At 70.3% G+C, this 26354-nt stretch carries 21 protein-coding genes and 2 tRNA genes; 19 read left to right on the top strand and 4 right to left on the bottom strand.

Features of this window, described 5'->3' with window-relative positions:
• Positions 1–54: 54 nt before the first annotated feature.
• Both ACHFIV_RS26270 and ACHFIV_RS26265 read left to right on the top strand, forming a co-directional pair.
• On the top strand, positions 55–2241 hold the full coding sequence (locus tag ACHFIV_RS26270; protein ID WP_398973800.1) for a hypothetical protein: 2187 nt from the start codon (positions 55–57) through the stop codon (positions 2239–2241).
• 255 nt (positions 2242–2496) lie between these two features.
• Positions 2497–3726 carry a glycosyltransferase family 2 protein gene (locus ACHFIV_RS26265; RefSeq protein ID WP_398973797.1) on the top strand — a complete coding sequence of 410 codons (1230 nt, stop codon included), beginning with the start codon at positions 2497–2499 and terminating at the stop codon, positions 3724–3726.
• 81 nt (positions 3727–3807) lie between these two features.
• Here ACHFIV_RS26265 and ACHFIV_RS26260 read toward each other — a convergent pair whose 3' ends face one another.
• Entirely contained in the window at positions 3808–5232 is a 1425-nt protein-coding gene (locus ACHFIV_RS26260; protein WP_398973794.1) for a polysaccharide pyruvyl transferase family protein, read from the bottom strand.
• Between the two features lie 295 nt (positions 5233–5527).
• Here ACHFIV_RS26260 and proB point away from each other — a divergent pair, with 295 nt between their 5' ends.
• From proB to ACHFIV_RS26235, 5 genes are all read left to right on the top strand, one after another.
• Positions 5528–6646 carry a glutamate 5-kinase gene (proB, locus tag ACHFIV_RS26255; protein ID WP_398973791.1) on the top strand — a complete coding sequence of 373 codons (1119 nt, stop codon included), beginning with the start codon at positions 5528–5530 and terminating at the stop codon, positions 6644–6646.
• Between the two features lie 130 nt (positions 6647–6776).
• Positions 6777–7262 (top strand): hypothetical protein, encoded by a 486-nt coding sequence (locus ACHFIV_RS26250; protein ID WP_398973789.1) that lies wholly within the window; start codon positions 6777–6779, stop codon positions 7260–7262.
• A gap of 354 nt (positions 7263–7616) precedes the next feature.
• Positions 7617–8900, top strand: a complete 1284-nt coding sequence (locus ACHFIV_RS26245; protein ID WP_398973786.1) for a glutamate-5-semialdehyde dehydrogenase — start codon at positions 7617–7619, stop codon at positions 8898–8900.
• Positions 8901–8975: 75 nt separating this feature from the next.
• A complete protein-coding gene (locus tag ACHFIV_RS26240; RefSeq protein WP_398973784.1) occupies positions 8976–9575 on the top strand; it encodes an SCO2584 family spore wall biosynthesis protein in 600 nt (199 codons plus the stop codon).
• An 854-nt stretch (positions 9576–10429) separates the two neighbouring features.
• Positions 10430–11560, top strand: a complete 1131-nt coding sequence (locus ACHFIV_RS26235) for an SCO2583 family membrane protein (RefSeq protein WP_398973782.1) — start codon at positions 10430–10432, stop codon at positions 11558–11560.
• On the opposite strand, the gene ACHFIV_RS26230 is transcribed toward ACHFIV_RS26235, so the two are convergent.
• Positions 11487–12632 (bottom strand): M48 family metallopeptidase, encoded by a 1146-nt coding sequence (locus tag ACHFIV_RS26230; RefSeq protein ID WP_398973779.1) that lies wholly within the window; start codon positions 12630–12632, stop codon positions 11487–11489. The two genes, ACHFIV_RS26235 and ACHFIV_RS26230, sit on opposite strands and share 74 nt — an antisense overlap.
• Positions 12633–12742: 110 nt before the next feature.
• Here ACHFIV_RS26230 and ACHFIV_RS26225 point away from each other — a divergent pair, with 110 nt between their 5' ends.
• From ACHFIV_RS26225 to ACHFIV_RS26185, 9 genes are all read left to right on the top strand, one after another.
• Entirely contained in the window at positions 12743–12895 is a 153-nt protein-coding gene (locus ACHFIV_RS26225; RefSeq protein WP_398973776.1) for a hypothetical protein, read from the top strand.
• Positions 12896–12979: 84 nt separating this feature from the next.
• On the top strand, positions 12980–13141 hold the full coding sequence (locus ACHFIV_RS26220; protein WP_359472215.1) for a hypothetical protein: 162 nt from the start codon (positions 12980–12982) through the stop codon (positions 13139–13141).
• 38 nt (positions 13142–13179) lie between these two features.
• Positions 13180–13797 carry a nicotinate-nucleotide adenylyltransferase gene (gene nadD / locus ACHFIV_RS26215; RefSeq protein WP_203186197.1) on the top strand — a complete coding sequence of 206 codons (618 nt, stop codon included), beginning with the start codon at positions 13180–13182 and terminating at the stop codon, positions 13795–13797.
• A 19-nt stretch (positions 13798–13816) separates the two neighbouring features.
• Positions 13817–15547: an LCP family protein gene (locus ACHFIV_RS26210; protein ID WP_398973771.1), complete on the top strand. Its 1731-nt coding sequence runs from the start codon at positions 13817–13819 to the stop codon at positions 15545–15547.
• 60 nt (positions 15548–15607) lie between these two features.
• The gene (gene rsfS / locus ACHFIV_RS26205; RefSeq protein WP_398973768.1) at positions 15608–16039 is read left to right on the top strand and encodes a ribosome silencing factor; all 432 of its coding nucleotides are present in this window, start codon (positions 15608–15610) and stop codon (positions 16037–16039) included.
• Positions 16036–16689, top strand: coding sequence for a histidine phosphatase family protein (locus tag ACHFIV_RS26200; protein ID WP_398973954.1), 654 nt, complete (start codon positions 16036–16038; stop codon positions 16687–16689). The genes rsfS and ACHFIV_RS26200 overlap by 4 nt, the downstream gene beginning before the upstream one ends.
• 116 nt (positions 16690–16805) lie before the next feature.
• A tRNA-Ala gene (locus tag ACHFIV_RS26195) sits at positions 16806–16878 on the top strand.
• A 443-nt stretch (positions 16879–17321) separates the two neighbouring features.
• Positions 17322–17555, top strand: a complete 234-nt coding sequence (locus ACHFIV_RS26190; RefSeq protein WP_033305681.1) for a hypothetical protein — start codon at positions 17322–17324, stop codon at positions 17553–17555.
• A 157-nt stretch (positions 17556–17712) separates the two neighbouring features.
• A tRNA-Ala gene (locus ACHFIV_RS26185) sits at positions 17713–17785 on the top strand.
• 79 nt (positions 17786–17864) lie between these two features.
• On the opposite strand, the gene ACHFIV_RS26180 is transcribed toward ACHFIV_RS26185, so the two are convergent.
• Both ACHFIV_RS26180 and ACHFIV_RS26175 read right to left on the bottom strand, forming a co-directional pair.
• Positions 17865–19439, bottom strand: a complete 1575-nt coding sequence (locus tag ACHFIV_RS26180; protein WP_398973764.1) for an NADH-ubiquinone oxidoreductase-F iron-sulfur binding region domain-containing protein — start codon at positions 19437–19439, stop codon at positions 17865–17867.
• Positions 19436–20692, bottom strand: a complete 1257-nt coding sequence (locus ACHFIV_RS26175; RefSeq protein WP_398973761.1) for a hypothetical protein — start codon at positions 20690–20692, stop codon at positions 19436–19438. The genes ACHFIV_RS26180 and ACHFIV_RS26175 overlap by 4 nt, the downstream gene beginning before the upstream one ends.
• Before the next feature lie 484 nt (positions 20693–21176).
• Between ACHFIV_RS26175 and leuS the strand changes: the two genes are divergently transcribed.
• The 3 genes from leuS to ACHFIV_RS26160 all read left to right on the top strand — a co-directional run bounded on the left by leuS (position 21177) and on the right by ACHFIV_RS26160 (position 25961).
• Positions 21177–24050, top strand: coding sequence for a leucine--tRNA ligase (gene leuS, locus ACHFIV_RS26170; RefSeq protein ID WP_398973759.1), 2874 nt, complete (start codon positions 21177–21179; stop codon positions 24048–24050).
• A gap of 177 nt (positions 24051–24227) precedes the next feature.
• Positions 24228–24935: a hypothetical protein gene (locus ACHFIV_RS26165; protein ID WP_398973756.1), complete on the top strand. Its 708-nt coding sequence runs from the start codon at positions 24228–24230 to the stop codon at positions 24933–24935.
• Positions 24936–25115: 180 nt separating this feature from the next.
• Complete coding sequence (locus ACHFIV_RS26160; RefSeq protein WP_398973753.1) at positions 25116–25961, top strand: DegV family protein; 846 nt, start codon at positions 25116–25118, stop codon at positions 25959–25961.
• The last annotated feature ends 393 nt before the right edge of the window (positions 25962–26354 follow it).

Below are 26354 nucleotides of genomic sequence, written 5' to 3'. Positions count from 1 at the left end.
TTCACATTTCCCTCTATACGTGAAACAACCGGCACCCCCTGGAGCAGGTTCTTCGTGATTTCCACAGCCATTCGCCTGGCCCGTGTGGGCAGTCGGTCAGAACTGCTGGCAGCCGTACTGATGACGCTGGGATACCCGTGCGTCATGGTCGCCGCTCTCCTCCCCGACATCTGGTTCTTCGCGGCGGCCACGGCTGTCACGTACCTCGCGGACTGGTATCTGCACCAGCGCGGCAGTTATCTGATCAACCGGCTCGGCAAGGTGCGTGCGGGGCTGCCCATCCGCTTCCTGCTCCGCCACTTGATGATCATTCTGCTGCTGGCCCGGCTGGACCTCGCGGAGGAACCGCTCTTCTACGCGGCGGTCGCCTGCTTCCTCCTCTTCTACGGTCTTCAGGCCCCGCACGGCGCGCTGACGACCCTGATCCGGCTGCGCCGCAGCCTCCCGATCGTCACCCGCAACGTGGACCTGCACGCGGTCCGTATCCCCGACGCCCCCCCGCGCGCGCTGCTGCACCGGTCCAGCGAGAAGATGCTCCACCTCGACCTCCCCGCGGTGGCAGGCGTCCTCGTGGCCGCCGGCACGGGCGAGGACATCCTCGGGTTCATCGGTGCCGGTGTGACGCTGGTGCTGGCGGCCGGCTACAACGTCCTGCTCGTCCCGTACCTGCGCCGCAGCCGGCGGGCGCCGTCCGCCCCCGCGGTGCTGAAGGCCCTGGACACCTGGCTGGGCGAGTACCAGCCGACCGTCGTGCTCTACTTCTCCGGCTCCAACGAGTCCGCCTACCAGGGCAACATGTGGCTGGACACCATGGCGGCCGTCGAGGGGCGCCCGCTGATCGTCATGCGCGAGCGCAATCTGGTCTCCCAGCTCGCGGACACCTCCGTGCCGGTGGTCTGTGTGCCCGCCGGCACCCACCTCATGAACATGAACCTCTCGACCGTCCGTGTGTGTCTGTATCCGGCCAACGTCGGGAAGAACATCCACATGCTGCGGGTCCCGACCATGAAGCACGTGTTCATCGGGCACGGTGACAGCGACAAGCTGGCCAGCGTCAACCCGTACTCCAAGGTGTACGACGAGGTGTGGACGGCCGGCCGTGCGGGCCGTGACCGCTACGCGCTGGCCGACGTCGGCGTCCGCGACGAGGACATCGTCGAGGTCGGGCGGCCGCAGCTGGCGCCCATCGAGAGCTGGACCGGTACCACCAAGAACCCCGTTCCGACGGTGCTGTACGCCCCCACCTGGGAGGGCTGGGACGACAACCCGGGCAACACCTCGCTGCTGCTGGCCGGCGAGAACATCGTCCGCCGGCTGCTGACGGCCGACAGCCCGGTCCGGGTCATATACAAGCCGCACCCCTTCACCGGTATCCGCAGTGCCAAGGCGAGGGCCGTCGACGCCCGGATCAAGGCACTGGTCGCCAAGTCCGTCCAGCAGCGCGCCGCCGACCCCCGCTGGGCGAAGGAGGCTTCTGCCGCGGCGGCCGGGCAGAAGGCCGCGAAGGCGGAACTCGCCCGCATCGAGGCCCGCCTGGCGGAGCTCGCGCAGCCCGGACGTGCCGGGGGCGACGAGTCGGAGGAGTCGCGGGTCGCACTCGCCGACCCGGCCCGCCAGGCGGAGATCGCCGGCCTGCGTGCCGAGTGGAACGACGCCTACTGGCGTTCCTTCGGCTGGTGGGAGCACAGGACGGTGACCGGCGCCCAGCCGAAGCTGTACGACTGCTTCAACGAGTCCGACGCCATGGTCTCGGACATCTCCAGCGTGGTGTCCGACTTCATCGCGAGCGGCAAGCCGTACGCGGTGACCGACTCGGCCGAGGTCGGCCGGGACGAGTTCAAGCGTCAGAACACCGCTGTGCGGGCAGCCGTCATCCTGTCCAACAGTGCTGAGGAGATCGACGAACTGCTGCGCGCCGTCGCCGACCCGGCGGCGGACTCGCTCGCAGGGGCCAGGCACGAGCTGAAGAGCTACCTGCTGGGACCGGACGAGCCCACCTCCATGGAGCAGTTCAACGCCGCCGTCCACGCCCTCGCGGCCAAGGCGGAGGCCCGCAACGCCCGTGTCGCGCAGCGTGTGGGCGAGCAGCTGTCCGCCCCTCTGCCCGACCCGGAGGCCGCGTCCAGCGGTGCCGGGGACGGCGTGGCGGAGATCGTCGCCGAGGTCGAGGCCGCAGTCGATCCCGACGCCTCGGCCGCACCCGACGCCGGCATCGGCGCGGGCCCTTCGGCGGTCCGCTGACCGACGCGTGTCCGGCCGGCGGCGCGAGGCGCGCCACCGGCCGGATGCGGAGCTGTCGGGCAGATGTGCTCCGGCTGTCATTCAGTTGTTCGAAGAATGTCCGGTTCACGACGCAACCCGCGCAACGGTCCGTCCGTCTCCTCCTCAGGGAGGGGAACGTACGGACCGTTCGGCGTGTCCGTGCATGGAGCACGTCAGGTGTCGTCGTTCTATCGTTTCTCCTGATTGATGCGGATAAGTGTGAACCGGGGAGAGATGAGCAGCAGCGCACCAGACGTGACCGTCATCATCGGCGCCTACGAAGCGATGCCCTACCTGATCCGCTGCCTGGAGTCCGTCGAAGCGCAGACGCTTCCGGCCGGGCGCATGGAGATCGTGGCGATAGACGACGGGTCGACCGACGGTACGGGGGAGTACCTGGAGGAGTTCGCGGCCCGGACCGCCATCGACATGCGCGTCGTCCGCCAGGAGAACTCCGGCGGTCCCAGCGGCCCGCGCAACCGCGGTCTCGGCCTCGCCCGTGGCAGGTACGTCTTCTTCCTCGACGCGGACGACTACTTCGGTGAGGAAGCGCTGGAGCGCATGGTCGCCATGGGCGACCGCGCGGGCACGGACGTGGTGCTCGGAAAGGTCGTCGGCGTCAACAGGGGCGCGGCGAAGTCGATGTGGAAGCAGACGGTCGAGCGCGCCGATCTGTACAACTCCAACATCAAGTTCACCCTGAGCGCCCAGAAGCTGTTCCGGCGGGACCTCCTGGTCCGGCTCGGCATGACCTTCGACGAGAACCTCAGGACGGGTGAGGACGCGCTCTTCACCATGGAGGCGTACCTGCGCGGCAACGGCGTCTCCGTCGTGGCCGACTACACCTGCTACTACCTGGTGGGCCGGGACGACGGCAAGCACGTGACGAAGAGCGGCAGTTACCTGCTCCGCTTCGATTCCGCCCGGGCGCTGGCAGGGCTCATCGCCGCCCATGTACCGCCGGGGCCGAAGCGGGACGTGCTCATGGTCAGGCCCTTCGTCATCACCCTGCTCCCGCAGTTCGGACCCGCCCTGCTCCGGCAGTCCGACGAGGTGCGCCAGAAGAAGATGGAACTGGCGGCACCGCTGCTGGAGGCCTACTGGTCACCGGGCCTGGCCCGTCGCCTCAAGGTCAACGAACGGCTCCGGCTGATCTGCGTCTCGAAGGGCAGGCTCGACCTGCTCCTGGACATCCTCCGCTTCATGAGCGAGAAGAAGCAGCCCAAGGCCGTCCGCAAGGGGCTCCGAGGCCGGCTGTACCTGACCTACCCCCACTTCGGGGAGGACGCGGGGCTGCCCCTGCCGGCCTACGAGGTGACCGTCCCCGAATGGATCGGCCGGAAGCGGATCGACGTGCCGGGCCGGCAGTCCACCGCGGTCTTCCTGCGGCGGCTGGCGGGCAAGGCGCGCAGGACGGCCCGGGCCGCCGGACTTCACGTGCCGCGCCGCGCCCACAAGGTCTGAGGCGGGCGCGGCGGCATCGGCCCTGGGCCGGTTCCTCCCGCCTGGAGCACGGGCGCGACGGCAGCGACCGTGAGCCGGTCCCTACTGCTCGGGGCGCAGCAGCCTCCGGACCGGGCGCCCCACGACACGCCGGGCGCGCCGGTAGGCGGACGGCCAGGCCGCGGCCCCCTCACCCGCCTGCACCTTGATGCTGACCGCGCCGGCCTTCTTCTCGAGCTGGCTGCGCAACAGGGCGTTCTGCGCGGTCAGCTCCTCCATCCGGCTCTGCATCCAGCTGAAGCGGCTGCTCAGCGTGTCGGGGTCGGAGTCGGTCCACGGGCGGACGGCAGGCGGAAGGGCGAGCCTGGACACCTGGGCGTCGAAGGCCTTTCCGCTGTCGCCGTGGTGGAACGTGTTCTCCAGGCCGTTCCTCTCCATGAAGCCGGTGAAACGGAGGAAGCGTTCCTTGTGGCCGTTCACCAGCTCGCCGAAGTCCGCCGCCTCGTACAGCTCGGCGGGATCGGTGTTCTTGGGCGTCTCGGAGATCTTGCGGTGCGGGATGCCGAAGTACCGGCAGAGCTCCAGGGTCCGTGAGTCGCTGCAGAGCACGGTGCTCGGGACACCTGCCAGCAGGGCCGCGATGTTCCCGTGGATACGCGAGCCGAAGGAGAAGTCGAACGCGCGCAGTTCGTCGATCCACGTGGCCGGATCGACGTAGAGCCGGACCTTGCCCTCCCGGTACATCGGGTGGGACGGATGGGTGGGCATCGAGGTCTGGGCGCCGATCGGGTTCGACGTCTCGCGCCAGTGGAGCAGCTGGGCCTCGAGAAGGTTCTGCCCGATGAACCGCAGATTCGGGTAGCGCTCGTGCGCCTGCCGGATTATGGCGTCGAGACCGTGTGAACGTACGGCGCTGTGCGAGCCGTTCACCGAGATCATGGAATCCCTGGTGAGCGACTCCGACTTCTTCTCGAGCGTGAACGTCTCGCCGTTCATGAACATCGAGGGACAGCCGATGACCTCGACGTCACGGAAGCCCATGTTCTTGAGGTACTGCTCGGTGAACTCGCCCCGCACGCCGATGGACGCGCTGCGGTTGAGGACCTCTGTGACGAATTCCCTGACCGTCGGCTCCATCGGCTTCAGCCGGGCCGCGTCGTACTTGAGGTCGGCCTGCGCGCCCACACCCAGGACGACGACGGGGATGCGCAGCTTCTTGATCAGCTGTGTCATCCGCTTCAAGGGCCGCTCGAAGGTCGGACGGAACGCGTTCGCCAGGGGCACGACGAACACGTCGAACTCCTCGTTGATGCGTGCGGCGGCCGACGGATCGGTGCGGATGCCGTTGGAGAAGACCTCCGCGCGCGGCGTCGTCAGCAGCTTGTGGGCCGCGTCGCTGAAGATCAGATTGCCCGCGTTGGTCGCGAAGACGTCTCTGTCGAGGGATTGTTCGAGCGAAGCCACATCGAAGGGGCTTTTGCCCGATCTGAGGAGAATGCGCCTCTGGCGGGTCGGTTCATCTGTCACGCAATAGAGGGTAGCCCGATGAATGGCCGGTGGAGATTACGTAAATGACTCCATTCGGGGGCATGCCGCACAGCGGTCCGGAGGGGCCGGTGCGTGTGGTGCCGACCCCCTCCGACAGCAGCTGAGACGACACGGTGGGGAACCCGCCGCTCGCGTAGATTGAGGAGAACCGAGCAGGACGACGTGATGGGGACGGGCGTACGTGTCAGGGGCAAGGGAAACCGCACGCGCGGCAAGGGAGACCGACGGTGCGCTTCGCACACCCTCCGGGGGCGGTGCGGGGCGCAGGCCGGGCGTGACCGAGGCCCGGCGGATCGTCGTGAAGGTCGGATCCTCCTCACTCACCACGGCGGCAGGAGGGCTCGACGCCGACCGGGTCGACGCGCTGGTCGACGTGCTCGCCAAGGTCAGGAGCGGCGGGGAGCGCGAGATCGTCCTCGTCTCCAGCGGTGCCATCGCGGCCGGCCTGGCTCCCCTCGGGCTCGTACGCAGACCCAAGGACCTGGCCCGGCAGCAAGCAGCGGCAAGTGTCGGCCAGGGGCTGCTCGTCGCCCGCTACACGGCGTCCTTCGCCCGCTACGGCGTACGGGTGGGGCAGGTGCTCCTCACCTCCGACGACACCAGTCGGCGTGCCCATTACCGCAATGCCTACCGCACGCTCGACCAGCTCCTCGAGATGGGCGCGTTCCCCGTCGTCAACGAGAACGACACGGTGGCCACGGACGAGATCCGGTTCGGGGACAACGACCGGCTCGCCGCGCTCGTCGCCCATCTGGTCCACGCCGACCTGCTCGTGCTGCTGTCCGATGTGGACGGCCTCTACGACGGAGACCCCAGTACTCCCGGCACCTCCCGTATCGCCGAGGTGAGCGGTCCGGCAGACCTGGAGGGCGTCACCATCGGCAGCGCCGGGAAGGCCGGTGTCGGCACCGGAGGCATGGTCACCAAGGTCGAGGCCGCCCGGATCGCCACCGCGGCCGGAATCCCGGTGGTCCTCACCTCGGCGAGCCAGGTGGCCGACGCCCTCGCAGGGCGCGACACCGGCACGTACTTCCACCGCACGGGACGCCGCTCGGCCGACCGGCTGCTCTGGCTGGCCCATGCCTCGACCCCGTTGGGCGCCCTGACGCTCGACGACGGAGCCGTACGCGCCGTCGTCGAGCGCCGCACGTCCTTGCTGCCGGCCGGTATCTCCGGGGTCGAGGGGGAGTTCTCCGCCGGGGACCCCGTCGAGCTGCGGGACCCCGCCGGCCGGGCCGTCGCCCGCGGCCTCGTCAACTTCGACGCCAAGGAGATCCCCCAGCTGCTCGGCAGGTCCACCCGCGACCTCGCCCGAGAACTGGGCCCCGCCTACGAGCGCGAAGTCGTACACAGGGACGATCTCGTCGTCCTCGAGCCGCGGGCGGCCCCCTGAAACGGCTGAAAGTCCAGCCTTCGGGCGGAGACCTTCACCAAAACCGCCCCACACCCCGCCCCGGGCTGGTCAACTTTGTCACGGAGATACAAAGGGGTCAGCACAGCTACGCATTCACAGGAGGCCGCCGGTGAGACGAGCGCGCCCGGGGGCGCTGCCCCACGGAACGGGCAGCCGTGCCCTGACCAGTGTCGGGGCGGGAGCCGACTACGTCGGCGCACCTCCCGACCAGACCCTCGAGCAGGATCCGGTGGTGACGAAGGAGGAACTGACCCGCTCCAAGCTGTGGCACATCACCCTCAGTGTCTCCGGGAGCGAGACGCCGCTTAAGGAGGTCAGGCGCGGGCTGGAGCAGCTGGCGCACGACCACCCCTTCCTGCTGACCAGCCGGTATGCCAACGACCACGCGGAGATCCGCTACTGGGAAGAGGCCCGGGACCTGCACGACGCCGCGGCTGTGGCGCTGAGGCTGTGGGGCGAGCACCGTTCCAGCGCCCAGCTCCCGCCGTGGGAGATCGTCGGCCTCGAGGTCATCGACCGGGAGACCTACCACCTGCGGATCGCCGAGGGCTACGGCCCGCCCCCGGCCGCACCCGTCGGAGTGCACCCGTACTGACCGTCCCGCGACCACGGGCCGCCTCCGGGACGGGGAGCCACCTCGGGACCGGGCGCCTGTGGGACGGGGTCCTTCGGGAGTGGGCCTTCGGGCGGGGGGCGTCCCCGGGGCCTGCGAAGGGGCGTCCCTCTGAGGACCGGGCCTGCGAGCGGGGCTCAGGCGGGGACTTCGGCTGGGGCGCCTTCGCGCCGGCCGAGCGGCCCGAAAAGGGAACGGTCGGCGGACCGGTCATCCCGATCGGTGCACGCACCGAGGAACCCGGTCCCGCTGGGCGGGTGCACAACAGCCGAGACGGCTGTCTCGCATCACGGGATACGTGACGGATGCCCGCAGCGTGCGCATTACCCTGCGGGCATGACCACGCTTTCGCCGTACGACAACATGTCCCCGGTCGCCCAGGCCGCCTACCGGGCCCGCGCTGCCGCCGACGACATCGCGCCACTCCCGCGCGCGGCGAAGGACGACGCCATTCTGGCGATCGCGGACGCGCTCGAAGTACGCACCAGCGAGATCGTCGAGGCCAACGCGGAGGACGTCGCCCGGGCCAGGGAGGCCGGGACCAGCGAGTCGATCGTCGACCGGCTCACGCTCACCCCGGAGAGGATCCGCGCGATCGCCGCGGACGCGCGTGACGTGGCGGCGCTGCCCGATCCGGTCGGCGAAGTCGTCCGGGGCTCCACCCTCCCCAACGGCATCGACCTGCGCCAGGTGCGGGTGCCGCTCGGAGTGGTCGGCATCATCTACGAGGCCCGGCCCAATGTGACGGTCGACGCCGCCGCACTCTGCCTGAAGTCGGGCAACGCGGTGCTGCTGCGCGGGTCCTCGTCGGCGTACGCCTCGAACACCGCACTCGTGCGGGTGCTCCGGGACGCCGTGGGCGGCTCCGGTCTTCCCGCTGACGCGGTGCAGCTCGTGCCGGGTGAGAACCGCGATTCGGTGCGCGAGCTGATGCGGGCGCGCGGCCTCGTCGACGTACTGATCCCGCGAGGTGGCGCCTCGCTGATCCGCACGGTCGTGGAGGAGTCCACGGTCCCCGTGATCGAGACCGGCACCGGCAACTGCCACGTGTACGTCGACGCGCAGACCGATCTCGGTATGGCCGTCGAGATCCTGGTCAACTCCAAGGCACAGCGCCCGAGCGTGTGCAACGCGGCCGAGACCCTCCTGGTCCACAAGGACGTCGCCGCGGACTTCCTGCCCCTGGCCCTGGACGCGCTGGCCGAGGCCGGGGTGACGGTGCACGGGGACGAGCGGGTGCTCGCACACGCAGAAGGATCCAAGGCCACCGTCGTGGCGGCGACGCCGGAGGACTGGGAGACCGAGTACCTGTCGTACGACATCGCGGCCGCGGTCGTGGAATCGCTGGAATCCGCTGTGGCGCACATCCGGCTCTGGTCCTCCGGCCACACCGAGGCGATCGTCACCACCTCGCAGGCGGCGGCCCGCCGGTTCACCCAGTTGGTCGATTCCACGACCGTCGCCGTGAACGCGTCGACGCGCTTCACGGACGGCGGCCAGTTCGGCTTCGGCGCCGAGATCGGCATCTCCACCCAGAAGCTGCACGCCCGTGGGCCGATGGGCCTGCCGGAGCTGACGTCGACCAAGTACATCGTCACCGGCGACGGTCACATCCGTTAGCCGGCAGACCCGCGGCGGGCCGGTGAATGTGTGCGCTCCCTGCCCAAAACGCCCCGCCGCGGCTACGCTGGAGCTGTGCCGGACGACGTGGGGGGCAGGCCGTTCCCGGACGGCGGGGAGCCCGACGACGACCGCGGGGGCGCGGACGAGACCTTCGCCTCCGTGGTGTTCGACGAGGACTTCGTCCGGTCCGCCGAGATCCACGAGCCGACGGCGGTCGAGCGTCTGCTGGCCGCCGCACAGGCCCGCGCCGAAGCCGAAGCGAGCAGAGCGCGCTCGGGCGGCGGAGCCCTGGACGACGACCACTACGACGACGGCTACGGTCCGGACGGCGCGTACAGCCGCGAGAGGGCCTTCGGGGACTTCGGCGACGCTGACGATCCCGACGGCGCCTACGAGGACGAGGACGGCCCCTACGGTCGCCATGGGGGCTCGCTGCGCCCTTACCGGGGCTCGGCCCGCTGGCACCGTCCGGTTGCCTGGCTGCTGGCCGTGCTGATGGGGATCGGGATGGTGGCGCTGGCTTTCAGCGCCGTGTATCGCGGCGCTGAACGTGATCGGCAGAACCGGGTACCGCAGCCGGTGACCAGCGGCGTCGACAAGCCGGGCGTGGGCCCCTCCGCCTCGGTCGACCACTCCCGCCCCGCGGTGTCCGCGGTCCCGCGCACGCCTTGAGCCGGGCGCACCCTGAACCGCGAGCCTCGCACTGAACCGCGTACGCCCTGAGCCGGGCGCGCTCGGAGCACGGGCAGGCTCGTGCTCCGAGCCGTGCTGGGGGTCATGGCCCGGTCGGCGGAGTGCCCCTGTCCAGCGGCGTCCTCAGTTCCCGTCCCGGGTTGCACGGACTGGTGGCGCCTTCCCGCAGTGACGGTCCGGTGTGCGCTGTCACGGTGGTCGCGCGGCCTGACACGCGGTGGTGCGCTACGTGAGCGGCCGGATGCGTGGTTGCGCGCGGAAGGAGCCGCCCTGAGGTACGGCTCCGCCCGGCCTTGCCCGCCTCCGAGCGCGGTTCGCCGGGGCCGGAGAGCCAGTCCGGGGGCGGGAAGCCGGTCCCGGGACGCCGGGACGTACCGCGCCCCCGGGGGCGCCCAGGCGTGCCGGCGTCGGTGCCCATGAAGGCCGACCTGCCCGCGCAGGCGCCGACGGGAGGCGGGTTCCCGCCGGGCTACCGCGTGCCGAGGGCCGAAGGCCGAAAACCGGGGACACCGGCCCGGGACACGGGGGAACGCCGGGAGAGCGGGGAGAGCGGGAAAACCGTGACAGACGGTGGTGGGCCGTGGTCCTGGTGACTGCTTCCCGGCTGCTCTCCCGGCCGCGCTCCACCTGCGCTCCTACCTGCAAGGCGTTTACCTTGATGTCGATCGACCCAATCTGAAGGTACGACCCTGTGACCCCTCCTCCCGTCCCCGGAGGGAGGGCCAGCCACTTGTCCACGTACCGAACCCGTGACGGACAGGTCCGCCCGACGCCGCGGCTGAGGCGGATCCCAGCGCCAGCCCCCGCCGGTGGCGCGGAGATCGGGAGAAGTCATGACAGGCCGCCGAGAACCGCCGGAAGGGCCGTCCGAGAACCCCTCGGGCGGGGAGGACGAGTACCGCTCACTCGTCTTCGACGAATCGTTCATCCAAGCTGCCCGGCTACAGGAATTCTCAGCCCAGGAGCGCATGGGTGAGCACGCGCGCGCCGTACGCTCCCTCCCCGGCCGCGGCACCCGTCGGCACCGCTCCAGGGCCGGTATCGCCCTCGTGGTGCTGATCGCGCTGGCGTTCGCGACCGCCGTCTACATCGGCTTCCGCAACCCCTACCCGACACCCGCCGGCCGGCGGGCCGAACCGCTCCGGACCACGGTGATCCCTCTCGCCCCCCAAGGCCCCGTGCCAGGAGGGGTCGCCGAGTCGCTCCTCGCCCGCGGCCCCGCGTCGGGGCACCGCTCCGGCGCCTCAGGCATCAACTTCCCGTCGGTCCGGCGGACGGACAACTTCTCGGACAGCGACGTGACCACCGCCCTGTCAACGGTCAAGGACTACCTGGTGGGCTCCTCGCTCGACCCTGACGTACTCACGGGCGGGGTCGTCCGGCCGGTCGGACGCCTGCTCGACCCGGACCAGACAGCGCAGTTCGACCGGAGCGTGGACTCACCGGCCGACGACGGCCGGCACAGCGCGACCGGCTGGCTGGTGCGCTTCGACCCGGCCGAAGTGGAACTGGCAGACCCCGACATCCGGGTGCAGGGCACCCTCGCCTACATGGAGGCGGGGACGGACACCCTGGAGGTGGTGTCCGACCACACCTTCACGTACGCGCTGAGGCCCGCCGTGTCCGGCCCCCACCGGGCCGGCGGAGCCTCGCTCTTCACCGTGCGCCGCGTCCTGCACTACCTGCTCGACCGGGAAGACATCCGACTGCACCGGCTGGAGGTCCGCAGCGCCTACGTCCAGGCCGGCCCGCAGTCGTGCTCCGCGCAGACGACCGGAGCGCTGCGCCCGCTGCTCGCGGGCGAGCGGGCGGACACCGGGGGGCCGGCCGGCACCGACCCGTATGCCAAGGGCGTGCCTACGGCGGGAGTCTGCGGAAGGCTGGCAGCCATCAGCTCCCCGACGCAGGGCCCCCCTCCTCCTCCGGCCCCGGGCGCCGCCAGGTCCCCTCGGAGCCGTCCGTAGCGTCCGAGGCCGGTGCGCCGCCCCTGCCGCCACCGCTCGCGCTTCCGCTCCCCGCACCGGTGAACTTGTCCCGGAGCTTGCCCCCCAGGTCTCCCGCACCCCCCGCGATGTCACCGACGAGCTTCATCAGAGGGTCCTTGCTGGTGCGCACGGTGTCGGCGTAGTGCGCCGCGGACTCACGGAAGGAGTCCGTCACCGACGTGTCCTTGTCCCCGTCACGCTTGGGGTAGTGGCCGTCCATGATGCGCTGGAAGTCCCGGGTCTCCGACCACTTCTTCAGCTCCGCCGCTCGGACCGTGGTGAACGGATGCGTCCGGGGCAGTACGTTGAGGATCTTGAGTACGGAGTCGCGGAGGTCGCCGCCCTTCTCGTACTCGTCGGCCTGGGCGAGAAACGCGTCCACGTTCATCTCGTGCAGATGATTGCCACCGGCGATCTTCATCAGCCCGCGCATCGACGCCCGCAGATCCTGCCCGACGAGCAGACCGGCCCGGTCGGCGGACAGCTCCGACTTGCGGAACCACTCGCGCAGCGCGGTAACGATCGCCATGATCGCCACATTGCCGAGTGGGATCCACGCCACCTTGAGCGCGAGATTGGTGAGGAAGAGCAATATCGTGCGGTACACCGCGTGCCCCGAGAGGGCGTGGCCCACCTCGTGGCCGACGACGGCCCGCATCTCCTCCTCGTCGAGCAGCTCCACCAGCCCGGTGGTCACCACGATGATCGGCTCGTCCAGGCCGATGCACATGGCGTTGGGCTGCGGGTCCTGGTTGACGTACATCGGCGGGACCTTCTTCAGGTCCAGGATGTAACAGGCGTCCCGCAGCATGTCGTTGAGATGCGCGAACTGGGCGTCGCTCACCCGGACGGAGTCCGACAGGAAGAGCAGCCGCAGACTGCGCTCGGGCAGCAGGCCGCTCAGCGCCTTGAACACGGTGTCGAAACCGCTCAGCTTGCGCAGGGCCACCAGGGCCGAGCGGTCCGCCGGGTGTTCGTAGGCCCGCGAGGAGATGTCCGGGAATCGCTTGCGGTGCCTGCTCGGCACGCTCTCGTGACTGGTGTCGGTCATGGATGCCCCCTGTTCGTACGAGACGGTGCTCGTCCCCCTGACAAAAGCCAGCGTATGTGCTGGCGCTACGGTGTGCGGGGGGCTGTGGATAACTTTGAGGAGCGCCCGGAATGCCGCATACCGCCGTCATGCTCGCCGCCGTGTCCGAGGAGCAGGGGCCGGGCGACACACTGCGCGTCGTGCTGCTCGTCGCACTCGTCGGAGCTGCCCTGCTCGCCTGGTTCCTGCTGCGTGGATACCGCAACGACGACAACAACGACTGAGTCGGCGTGAGCGTGCCCGTGGCGCACGCATACGATGTGCGCGACGTCTCCCTCCTCATTCCCGATGGATAGGTCCTGCAGAAGATGAGCCTCTCGAGCACCGCGCACCAGCTGGTCACCCTCGCCTCCGAAGGCGAGCAGGGTGGTAACCACGAAAGCCTCAGCCCGTACCTCACCGGCATCGGCGCGTTCGTCGCGCTGATGCTCCTGCTGTGGATCACCACTCGTTTCAACCGAGACCGCTGAGGCAGAGGCGAACAGCTGTGCCAGTAGGGTCTGCACGCATGGGAGAGCAGGAAGTGCCTACCGGCCGCGGCAAGCGCCGACTCGGCGTGATGGGCGGGACTTTTGACCCGATCCATCACGGACACCTGGTGGCGGCCAGCGAAGTGGCCGCCCATTTCCACCTCGACGAGGTCATCTTCGTCCCGACCGGGCAGCCGTGGCAGAAGAGCCACAAGCAGGTGTCCCCGGCCGAGGACCGCTACCTGATGACGGTCATCGCGACGGCGTCCAACCCGCAGTTCTCGGTCAGCCGCAGCGACATCGACCGGGGCGGACCGACGTACACGATCGACACGCTGAGGGACCTGCGCACGGTCCACGGCGACGCGGACCTCTTCTTCATCACCGGCGCCGACGCCCTCTCCCAGATCCTGACCTGGCGGGACGCCGAGGAGCTGTTCTCGCTCTCCCACTTCATCGGCGTGACCCGGCCGGGGCACCTGCTGACGGACGACGGGCTGCCGAAGGGGGGCGTCTCGCTCGTGGAGGTGCCCGCGCTGGCGATCTCGTCCACGGACTGCCGTGCCAGGGTCGCGCAGGGGGAGCCGGTCTGGTATCTGGTGCCGGACGGTGTCGTGCGTTACATCGACAAGCGCCAGCTGTACCGCGGCGAATGAGCCACGGAGAGGGGCACCTGTGAACGACCGACACGACCCGTACGACCCGTACCAGCAGCAGCCGCAGATCATCGGCTACGACGAGTACGGGCAGCCGGTCTATCAGCAGCAGGGGCAGCAGCAGGAGCAGCAGCAGTACGACCCGTACCAGCAGCCGCCGCAGCCGCAGCAGGATTACGGCTACGACCCGTATGCCGGATCGCAGCAGCAGTACGACCCGTACGCCGCCCCGCACGCCCAGCAGCAGGCGCAGCCGACCCAGCAGGAGTACGGGTACGACGAGGGCGGCTACGGCGGGTACGGCTACGACACGGGCCGGCAGCCCGTCGCGGACGACTCCACCCAGCAGTGGAACGCGTCCCAGGCCACGCCCGTAGCTCCGGCGAGCGCGCCACCGCCACCGCCCGTACCGGAACAGCGTCGCGACGCCGAGCCGGCAGTCGGCGCCGCCGTTCCCGGACAGCGTCGTGGCGACCGCGACCGGGACGACGGCGCGGAGCAGTTCTCCTTCATCGAGGAGCCCGACGAGGACTCCGAAGACGTCATCGACTGGCTGAAATTCACCGAGAGCCGCAGCGAGCGGCGCGAGGAGGCCCGCAGGCGCGGACACAACCGGATGGTCGCGCTGATCGTCGTCGTGGCTCTCGTGGTCGTCGGCGGAGCGGGCTACCTCTGGTTCGCGGGGAAGGTCCCGGGAGTCTCCGGCGACGACGGGCGGAGCACCACGGCGACGGGCCCGCAGAAGCGGGACGTCATCGTCGTCCATCTGCACAACACCAAGAAGGGCGGCACCTCCACGGCGCTGCTCGTCGACAACGTCACCACCGGGCAGGGCACCACCGTCCTGCTCCCCAACTCGCTCGCGGTGGCCGCGGACGACGGCTCGACCACGACGCTCGGCAAGTCCGTCGACGACGACGGGTCCACCGGCACCCGCGAGGCGATCGACACCCTGCTCGGCACCAGGATCAGCGGCACCTGGCGGCTCGACACCCCGTACCTCGAGAACCTCGTCGAACTGGTGGGCAACATCGAGGTGGACACCGACACGGACGTGCCGGACTCCAAGAAGGGCGCCTCCCCGCTCGTGAGCAAGGGCGAGGCGCAGACGCTGAGCGGCCCCATGGCCGTGGCGTACGCGACCTACCGGGGGCCGGGTGAGCCGGAGGCGAAACAGCTGACCCGCTTCGGGCAGGTGATGCGCAGTGTGCTGCGCAAGCTGTCGGAGGACCCGAAGGCCGCGACCGTGACGATCGAGACGCTCGCGCAGATCCTCGACCCGTCCCTGCCCGAACAGGACCTCGGCGCCTCCCTGGCGAAGCTCGCGGGACACGCCAAGGTGGGCGACTACAAGACGGAGCTGCTCCCGGTCCAGGACGACGGGACCCTGACCGAGAAGGCCACCGAGAGCGTCGTCAAGGACGTCCTGGGCGGCAAGGTGAAGGCCCCGGAGCAGGGTGCCGCCGTACGTGTCGGCATCAAGAACGCCACCGGGAACACGAAGGGCACGGAGTACGCCAGGATCCAGCTCGTCAACGGTGGCTACGCCTTCGTCGACAGTGGCAGGACGGACGCCGTGGCGTCGTCCGAGGTGGTCTACGGCGCGGCCGAGGACAAGGCGAAGGCGGTCGAGGTCGCCAAGACCCTGGGCCTGCCGGAGAACTCGGTGAAGAAGGGCGAGCCCGCCGCCAACGCCGACGTGTCCGTCGCCCTCGGCGAGGACTACAAGATCGCCGAGCGGACGTCGTAAGGGCTGTCGGCGGTCCGTGAGACCCTAGAGGTTGATCTGACCGCCGACGAAAGCCTGCATGTGACCGCCACGGACCGCTCCATCGAGCTCATCAACGCCGCCGCCCAGGCGGCGGCCGACCGGCTCGCGCACGACATCATCGCCTACGACGTCAGCGACGTGCTGTCGATCACCGACGCCTTCCTGCTGGCCTCGGCTCCCAACGACCGCCAGGTCAAGTCGATCGTCGACGAGATCGAGGAGCGGCTGCAGAAGGAGCTCGGTGCCAAGCCGGTACGCCGCGAAGGCGACCGCGACGCACGCTGGATCCTTCTCGACTACGTCGACATCGTGATCCACGTCCAGCACAGCGAGGAGCGCGTGTTCTACGCGCTCGAGCGCCTGTGGAAGGACTGCCCCGAGATCGCCCTCCCCGAGGACGCGGTCAGGACCCGGGGCAAGGCCGAGGAGCACGCCCAGCTCAACGGCGGCACGGAAGGTGACCAGAGCTGAACGGCAGCAGCAGCGGCAGGGGCCGCAAGATCGTCCTCTGGCGGCACGGCCAGACGGCATGGAATCTGGAGCGCCGTTTCCAGGGCTCCACGGACATCGAGCTGACCGAGACCGGCGTCGGTCAGGCACGCCGCGCCGCACGGCTGCTCGCGTCGCTGCAGCCGGACGCGATCGTCGCGTCCGACCTGCGGCGGGCGGCTGCCACGGCTCATGAGCTCGCCGTGGTCACCGGCCTCGACGTCGCACACGACTCCGCACTGCGCGAGACGTACGCGGGCGCCTGGCAGGGCCTCACCCACGAGGAGATCGTCGGGCAGTACGGCGAGCAGTACGCCGCGTGGAAGCGCGGTGAGCCGGTCCGCAGGGGCGGGGGCGAGCTGGAGACCGAGGTCGCGGACAGGGCCGCCCCCGTGGTCCTCGAACATGCCGACAAGCTTCCCGACGCGGGCACGCTCGTCGTCGCGAGCCACGGCGGCACGATCCGGACGACCATCGGCCGTCTCCTCGGGCTCGAGTCCCACCACTGGGAGGGGCTCGGCGGGCTCTCCAACTGCTGCTGGTCCGTGCTGGGCGAAGGCGCGCGCGGCTGGCGTCTGCTCGAACACAACGCCGGGACGCTCCCGGAGCCGGTGCTCGGGGACGACGACTAGCAGGCGCCCGGAGGTCCTCTCCGGGCGGCAGGGGCCGGATTTCACTTTCAGGCTTGTCGCAGGCTAAAGTTCTTCTTGTTCGCAGCGCGGAAACGCAGGGAAACACAGCGGACAGCGGGGCTATAGCTCAGTTGGTAGAGCGCCTGCATGGCATGCAGGAGGTCAGGAGTTCAATTCTCCTTAGCTCCACAGTCAAGATCCCGTCCCCGGCAGGGGGCGGGATCTTTTTTTGCCGGTCGTGCGGATCCGGCGCGGTGGGTGCCGCCGCTCGTGCCTCAACTGCCCTGGCCCGCCTGGGACAAGGGCCGACAGGGAAGCGCGGTGTCCGCTTCGCGGGTGAGCCGGCTGCTCCGGTGCCCGTGCTTCAGGACAAAGCCGGGGCAGCGGGGCGGTCGTCGGGCTGACCCCCTTGCGGGGCCATGGCAGAATCGGAGCGCCGGAGGGGGCGACGGACCGATCGGGAGGGAGCGCGATGCCTGCGAGCCGCGTACGGGCCCCGGGTCCGCCCCTTGCCCCCACCGCGACCGACCGCTCCACCGCCACCCGCGATTCCGTAGCGCTCCGCCTCCTCGGTGTGCCGGAACACCACTCCTTCGCGTGCACGGCCTGCGGCCACCCCCGGAGCTGAGCGGATGGGTGCACACAGGCGGAAGTGCGACTGGTGCGGCAGTGGTACGCCCATCGTGAGGGACATGGACCCCGTGAACGCGGAGTTCCAGTACTGGTGCGAGGAATGCGCGCGGGCACTGATCATAAAAGGGGACCCCATCGAGACGTACCGTGAGCTGGAAGGCGAGCCGATCTACGGCCGTCTCCTGGAGGAGCACTGCACCCTCAAGCGGTTCTACTCCTTCGCCACCGCCTGACCCAGGACCTCCCGGCACGCTGCTCGTCGTGGAAGCGACCGCTGGTCAGGGCGTCGCCGACCCGGAATGTGCGGGCGTGGTGGAAACGATTTTTGATGGGCCGGGGGGACCGTGTAATGTTCTCGATGTCGCCAGGGGAACCGGGCGGTGAAAGCACGGGGCTATAGCTCAGTTGGTAGAGCGCCTGCATGGCATGCAGGAGGTCAGGAGTTCAATTCTCCTTAGCTCCACAGGAGAGAAGCGGGTCATCCGACATCGGATGGCCCGCTTCTCGTCGTGCCTGTCTCCGCGCGTCACCGGGAAGGGGGGTCAGCCGCGTCCGCTGCCCAGGGCCCTGCGCTGGGCGCTCGGCAGCGCGGGCCGGTCGGCCGGCGCCTGCTCGATGCGCAGAGCCAGGGCCGGACACCGCCGCACAGCACGCTGTGCCCGGCCTCGCAGGTGCATCGGAACGGCGGCGTCCGCGAGCGCCGGATAGCCGTCGGGTCCCAGCCTGATGAGCTCCGGGACGATGTCCGCGCACAGACCGTGCCCCTGGCAGAGCGTCCAGTCCACCGTCAGTTTCTCGCCGCTCGGGACGGACTCCTCAAGCTCCTCGTACCCGGGGGCGGGCAACGGCAGAACTCCCATGGTCTCCCGTCCGCAGCCGCCGTCCAGCACGTGCGCGGCGAGGTCGTCCGTGAACGCGGAGAGCGTGGACGCCAGGAACCGGGCGGAACCGTCGGGGTGCTTGCACGCCCCGCGCCCCTTGACGGCCTGAGTCACCTCGCGGAGGGCCTCCAGGGCCGCGGGACCACCCCCGTTCAGTACGTCGGAGAGGCCGCCCGCGGCGGCGGGCAGCCCCAGCCTGCAGGGGCCGCACTGGCCGGCGGTCTCGGCGGCCAGCCAGTTCGCGATCCTCAGCGACTCCCCGAGCGGGCAGGTCTCCGGCCCGATCGGCAGGATGGCGCCGGCACCCAGCGCGCCGCCCGCCGCGGCCAGAGAGGCTCTGGAGACCATGGCGTCGTGCGAGGCGATCGCATCGATCCAGTTGCCGTGGTAGCCGCCGGTGAGCACTCCCTGGGGCAGGGGCGGCGCGCCGGCCAGTTGCAGGACGTAGCGCAGAGGCACCCCTGTGGGCACCTCGATCACCATCGGGCGCGCCACCGCGCCCGACACGGTGAGCAGGACCGTGCCGGGCTCGTCGGCCAGGCCGGTGTGCCCGTAGCGGTGTGCACCCAGCCGGGCGGCGACCGCGAGCTGTGCGTAGGTCTCCGCGTTGGAGAGGAGGGTCGGGGCGCCGGCCACGCCGGACTCCGCGGCGCGCTCGCGGCGGCCGGGCGGCAGGGCGGGGCCGCCGTTCACCGCCCGGATGACCGCTGAGGCCTCTCCGGAGACCATGCGCTCCGGGGTACGCACCACCCGGGCGCGCAGATGCTGCCCGCGCCGGTCGGACAGCCCGCGTTCGGCCAGGGCGGTACGGACGGAGATCTCCGTGGAGTTGCGTGTGACGGCCACGACCAGCGTGCGCGCGCCGAGTGCCTCGGCCGCGAGCAGGGCGCCGTCAAGGATGAGGTGCGGGGCGCGGTTGAGCAGCACCGTGTCCTTGCGGCAGGCGGGCTCCCCCTCGCTGCCGTTGACCACGACGACGGGCCGCACTCCGCGCCGTATGGAGGCCTTCGCGACCGCGCGCAGCTTCTTCCCGAAGGGGAAACCCGCGCCACCCCGGCCACGCAGCGAGACGGACTCCGTCAGTTCGGCCAGCCGCTCACCGGTCATGGGTTCGAGCGGGCCGTGCACTTTCAGGTGCATGGCAAGGTCGAGGCGTTCCACCAGGTCGAAGCCGGTGGTCAGCTGGGGGAGACCGACGACGCGGACCTCGGGCACATCGGGGAGGGGGACGTTCAAGGACGGTCTCCTGCTGGTGCGTGCCAGGGCTCTCCCGCCGAGGGCGGATAGAGCGGGCCCGGCAGCTGACCGGTCTCCGGGGTGGGGACCGGAGGCGGGGCGTACGCGGGCCTGAGGGCCTGTGCGGGGGGCGGGGGGGACGGTGCGGGCCAGCGGTCGTCCGCCCGCTCCGGTGGGAGGCCGGGAGGCCGGGAGACGGCCCGGTACGCCGCGGAGATGCCGGGCCGGGGGCCGGTGGGCGGCGCCGGGGCGGGGACGGGGCCGGGGGTGAGGCGCTCGGAGCCGCGCGGAGGAGGTTCGTACTGCTGATGATCATGCAGACCCTGCCCGTACTGCTGGTGCCCGTACGGTTCCCGCCCGTGCTGTTCTTGCCCGTACTGCTCCTGCCCGTACTGCGGGAGCGCGTCCCCCGGTCCGTAGGCGGCGGCTCCGGGAGCCGGGGCGGCGAGCGTCCTGGGGCGGACCGGGGTGCCGCGTGCCCCGCGGTCGTCCTCGCCCCAGCCCGGCGCGTCGGGTGGCAGGCCGCGGCCGGACGGCGGCCCGTGTTCCGAGCCCGGGAGTGGAGCGGCGCGTAGGACCGGGTCGGATGCGGACGGAGGGGCGACGGGGCCGGTCAGGCCGATGACGAGTTCGGTGAGCAGCCGCTTCGCCGGTCCGGGAAGCAGACGCAGGGCGAGTGCGGCGGCCACTGCCGTCAGGCAGAGCATGTACATCACGACGACCCAGGTAGCGGGCTGCCTGCCCGCGTACAGTCCGTGCACCAGTGCGGAGCACCACGCCGGATAGGCCAGCGCGTGCAGCGCACGCCACCGGCCGGCGATCCTGCCCGGAGTCGCGAAGGCGCTCCGCATGGCACCGGTCGCCGCCGCGGTGATCATCAGCAACCCGGCCAGGGAGCCGAAGCCGATGAGACCCGCGGTGCCACTCACGCCCGTGCCGAACGGTATGAGGGCGCCGAGCAGTCCGACGTGTCCGAGGGCGACCTTCACGGTGCCGTGCAGCAGGAGGAAGCCGAGCGAGGTGACGGCGGCGGCCCGGTGGATGCCCTGGCAGATGAGCCGCTGACGTGTCGAGAGGAACATCCGGTCGGTGGCCAGCAGACCCCAGGCCACAGCCGCGGTGAGGGAGACCAGCGTCAGGACGCCGGTGGTGAAGTCGAACGCGGCGCGCATGCCGTCGCTCCCCGCGACGGCGAGCAGAGGGATGAGTACCAGCGCCGCTACGGTCAGTCCGCCCTGCACCGGGCGGCTCATTCCTTGACCGGGACTGGGGGAGGGGGAGGAGCGGATCCTGCGATGAGGCTTCATGGGGGGCGACTCCGAACGGCTCGGCAAAGCGGTCCCGTTGCCGCATGCTAGGTCGCCGGATACCGGCCGGTACGCGGTTTGAAGTGTTGCCCCGATAGGAGGCAGTACGCGGAGTAACCTCCGGAGTGTGTGGGTCGTGTGGAAGCTTCGCACGGATAGCGTGACTGTCGGCTCCGGGGTGAGGGAGCCGGTACGGCTGCCCCCCGCGCGTGAGTGCCGGGCCGGTGGCCGGGCCCGTGCGGTACCCTGACGCCATGCGTGCCGTACGCCTTCTGCTTAGCGAGCCGCGCTGATCACTCCCGACCGGTGAGAATGCCTGGTCGGACTCGGCGCGGCGTCCCCTCCTGTGCGAGGGGATTTTTCGTTTCCGTAGACGTGTGTCCGTAGACGTGGGCGCCGGCAGATGACGATCGATGGAGCTTTGAGGATCATGAGCGAGACGAATACCGCGGCCGAGGTGGCCGCGCCGCACCGCTACACGGCAGCGATGGCCGCCGACATCGAGGCACGCTGGCAGGACTTCTGGGACGCCGAGGGGACGTACGAGGCCCCCAACCCGACCGGTGATCTGGCGGGCGATCCGGAGCTGGCCGCCAGGCCCAAGAAGTTCATCATGGACATGTTCCCGTACCCCTCCGGGGCCGGTCTGCACGTCGGCCACCCGCTGGGCTACATCGCCACCGACGTCTACGCCCGCTATCAGCGCATGACCGGGCACAACGTCCTGCACACCCTGGGCTTCGACGCGTTCGGGCTGCCGGCCGAGCAGTACGCCGTGCAGACGGGCACGCACCCGCGGGTCTCCACCGAGGCCAACATGGAGAACATGAAGGTCCAGCTGCGCCGGCTGGGTCTGGGCCATGACAAGCGCCGCTCGTTCGCGACGATCGACGCGGACTACTACAAGTGGACCCAGTGGATCTTCCTGCAGATCTTCAACTCCTGGTACGACACCGAGGCCGACCGGGCCCGCCCGATCGCCGAACTGGTCGCCCAGTTCGAGAGCGGTGAGCGTCCGGTCCCCGGCGGCCGTGAGTGGAGCGCGCTGAACGCCGCCGACCGCGCCGACGTCCTGGGCCAGTACCGCCTGGCGTACGCCTCGGACGCGCCCGTCAACTGGTCACCCGGGCTGGGCACCGTGCTGGCCAACGAAGAGGTGACGGCAGACGGACGCTCCGAGCGCGGCAACTTCCCGGTCTTCAAGGCCAAGCTGCGCCAGTGGAACATGCGTATCACCGCCTACGCGGACCGGCTGCTGAACGACCTGGACGGGCTGGACTGGCCCGAGGCCATCAAACTGCAGCAGCGCAACTGGATCGGCCGGTCCGAAGGCGCGCGCGTCGACTTCCCCGTCGACGGAGCCGGCGACATCACCGTCTTCACCACCCGTCAGGACACCCTGTTCGGTGCGACCTACATGGTGCTGGCACCCGAGCACGAGCTGGTCGAGCGGATCATCCCCGCGGCCTGGCCCGAGGGCACCCACCCGGTGTGGACCGGCGGCCACCCGAACCCGGCCGAGGCCGTCACCGCGTACCGCAAGCAGGCCGCGGCCAAGTCCGATGTGGAACGCCAGGCGGAGGCCAAGGACAAGACCGGCGTCTTCACCGGTGCCTACGCGACCAACCCGGTCAGTGGCGAGCAGGTACCCGTCTTCATCGCGGACTACGTCCTGATGGGCTACGGCACCGGCGCGATCATGGCCGTACCGGCGCACGACGCGCGCGACTTCGCCTTCGCGCGCGCCTTCGAGCTGCCGATGCGCTGTGTCGTCGAGCCGTCGGACGACCGGGGCACGGACGCCTCCACCTGGGAGGACGCCTTCGCCTCCTACGACGCGAAACTGGTCAACTCCGCCAACGAGGAGATCTCGTTGGACGGCCTGGGCGTCGTGGAGGCCAAGGCGAGGATCACCGAATGGCTGCAGGAGCGCGGGGTCGGCGAAGGCACTGTCAACTTCCGGCTGCGCGACTGGCTGTTCAGCCGCCAGCGCTACTGGGGAGAGCCCTTCCCGATCGTGTACGACGAGGAAGGCATCGCCCACCCGCTGCCCGAGTCGATGCTGCCGCTGGAACTGCCCGAGGTCGAGGACTACTCGCCGCGCACCTTCGACCCGGAGGACGCCGACACCCAGCCCGAGACGCCGCTGTCACGGAACGCCGACTGGGTCAACGTCACCCTGGACCTGGGAGACGGTGCCGGCCCGCGGAAGTACCGCCGCGAGACCAACACCATGCCGAACTGGGCGGGTTCCTGCTGGTACGAGCTGCGCTACCTGGACCCGCACAACGACCGGCGACTGGTCGACCCGGCGATCGAGCAGTACTGGATGGGGCCGCGCGAGGGGCAGCCGACCGGTGGTGTCGACCTGTACGTCGGCGGCGCGGAGCACGCGGTTCTGCACCTGCTGTACGCCCGCTTCTGGTCGAAGGTGCTGCACGACCTGGGGCACATCTCGTCCGCCGAGCCGTTCCACAAGCTGTACAACCAGGGGATGATCCAGGCCTTCGTCTACCGGGACAGCCGCGGCATCGCGGTCCCGGCCGCCGAGGTCGAGGAGCGCGACGGGGCGTACTACCACGCCGGCGAGAAGGTCAGCCGCGTCCTGGGCAAAATGGGCAAGTCCCTGAAGAACGCCGTGACACCCGACGAGATCTGTGGGGAGTACGGGGCGGACACCCTGCGGCTGTACGAGATGGCCATGGGCCCCCTGGACGTCTCGCGCCCGTGGGACACCCGGGCCGTGGTCGGCCAGTTCCGGCTGTTGCAGCGGCTGTGGCGCAACATCGTGGACGAGGGGACCGGCGAGGTCACGGTCGTGGACACCGAGCCGGCCGAGGACATGCTGCGTGCGCTGCACAAGGCCATCGACGGCGTCGGCCAGGACATGGCAGGCATGCGGTTCAACACGGCCATCGCCAAGGTCACCGAGCTGAACAACCACCTGACGAAGGCGGGCGGGCCGCTGCCGCGGTCCGTCGCAGAGCGGCTGGTGCTGCTGGTCGCCCCGCTGGCGCCGCACGTGGCTGAGGAGCTGTGGCGTCGACTGGGTCACACCGACTCGGTCGTGCACCACGACTTCCCGGTCGCCGACCCGGCGTACGTCGTCGACGAGACCGTGACCTGTGTGGTGCAGGTCAAGGGCAAGGTGAAGGCGCGCCTGGAGATCTCCCCGTCGATCTCGGACGAGGAACTGGAAGCGCTGGCCCTGGCCGACGACAACGTCGTGGCCGCACTGGGCGGAGCCGGTATCCGCAAGGTCATCGTGCGCGCGCCGAAGCTGGTCAACATCGTCCCCGCGTAACGGCGCGGGTGGTCCCCGAGCGTCCACCCGGTGGCTCCGGGCCGGCCTCGCGGACGTGCCAGGGCTTTCCCCTACGGGCAGGTCGAGGGTTCCTGCGGAACCCTCGACCTGCCCGTTCCGTTTACGGTAGAAGGGCGACCGCACACCGGCAGCCGTTTCGACAACCGAGGGGCGTTCATGGAAGCCGTGATCCTGATCCTGACGCTGTTGTTCGTGGCGTTCATGGCACTCGGGGTGTACGCCGGTGTGAAGACGGTGCGCGCGGCCAAGCGCGGAGTGGACCGGACGATCACACAGGCGCGCCGCTCGGTGGAGGACACCACCCTGCGGGCCAAGAGCTACGGACAGCCGGGCGTGCCGGGAGAGCTCGCGCAGTTGCGGCTGTCGCTGCGCACCTCCATGAGGGCCACCCAGGAAGCGCTGGAGGCCGGAGCGGCGGACGACGCGTCCCTCTCCGAGTCGCTGGGACTCTTCGAGCGTCTGAGCGCGCACGGACGCGAGCTCGACAACGAGCTCAAGCGGCTAGAACGCGAGCCGGACCGGGCGACGGTGGCCACCCTGCTGCCGGGCCTGAAGGAGCGTACGGAGCGCATCACACACTCGGCGGAGTCGCTGCGCTGGGCGGCGCGTGACCGGGCCAGGCAGTTCGCCGACGACGATCTGGCCGCGCTCAACGCACAGATCGACCTGGAGGCCGGAGCCCTGCGGCACTGGACGACCGAGGAGCCGTCGGCGCCAGGGCGGGCGGCACAGGAGCAGGCGGCCGGGCACAGCTGGAGCGGACCGGCGGAAGCGGAGACGCCGCCCTCCCTCACCCCTCCTGACCCGCGGCTGCGTACGGATTATCCGTGGCAGAAGTCCGCAAGGCCGGAGACCACGAACTGACGGCAGCGGCGACACGGACCCGGCCAGGCGGGTCCAGCGGTCGCGTGCGCCGTCCGGCCGTGCTCCGGATGCGCCTGACACCTCAGACGTGTCAAGGACAGAACCCGGGACGGACCGGTATCCATCAGCAGGGCGGTCCCGGGCTGCCGTGCCCCCGCCCCGGAAGGTAACCTCCGGCTCATGTCCCGCCATGTCGCGATCGTCACCGATTCAACGGCCTACCTGCCGCCACAGACGATGGAACGGCACGGCATCACCGCGGTGCCGCTGACCGTCGTCCTGGGTGACCAGGCCCTGGAGGAGGGCACGGAGATCTCTGCCCGGTCGCTGGCGCTTGCTCTGCAGAAGCGCCGCTCCGTGACCACGTCGCGGCCCGGCCCTGAAGTCTTCGCCGCCGCGTACCGCGCGGTGGCGGACGCGGGGGCCACCGGCATCGTCTCCCTCCACCTGTCGGCCGAGTTCTCGGGCACGTACGACGCCGCCGTCCTCGCCGCCAAGGACGCGCCTGTGCCGGTGCGCGTGGTCGACACCGGCATGGTCGCCATGGCACTGGGCTTCTGCGCGCTCGCCGCGGCCGAGGTCGCCGACGCGGGTGGCGACCTGGACGAGGCGGTGGCGGCGGCGCAGAAGCGGGCGGCGGGTACATCGGCGTTCTTCTACGTGGACACGCTGGACTACCTGCGACGAGGCGGTCGCATCGGTGCCGCCCAGGCGATGCTGGGGTCGGCGCTGGCCGTCAAACCGCTGCTCCAACTCGACGACGGGCGTATCGAGATGTTGGAGAAGGTGCGGACGGCCTCCAGGGCGATCGCACGCCTGGAGGAGATCGTCGCCGCACGGGCAGGCACGGGTGCCGTCGACCTCGCCGTCCACCACCTGGCCGCTCCTGACAGGGCCGAACGGCTGGCGGAGCGGCTGCGCAGGCGGGTGCCGGGGCTTGTCGATCTGCATGTGAGCGAGGTGGGGGCGGTGATCGGTGCGCATACCGGGCCGGGGCTGCTCGCAGCGGTGGTCGCACCCCGCTGACCCACTCCGGCGGATGATGAAGTTATCCACAACTGATGACTTATCCACCGTAATTCGGGCAGTGCGGCGAAATCCGGGAGAAGTGCCTAGCGTCTTGGGCCATGACCTTCCGGACGTTCCCCGCATCCAGCCCCGGCGCCGACCGCCAGAGCACGGCCGACGACACCACGACCGCACTTGCGTACGGGTCGGTGGACCAGCCCACGCACCCGTCCCTTGATCCACGGACCCATCAGCCCACGCACCGGGCGGTCGATCCGCCGGCGTGGGCAGCCCCGGATCCGCCCGCGCACCGGCTGGGAGAGGTGCCGGCGAGGGCAGCCCCGGATCCGCCGGTACGTCCGCCCGTACACCGTGTCCCTCATCCCGCACACCGTCCCTCCCACAGGATGC

Origin of the sequence: Streptomyces sp. ALB3, assembly GCF_044385685.1 — a bacterium.
GTDB lineage: Bacteria > Actinomycetota > Actinomycetes > Streptomycetales > Streptomycetaceae > Streptomyces.
The sequence above is the reverse complement of the archived record's forward strand: the minus strand, read 5'-3'. Positions and strand labels throughout refer to the sequence as shown.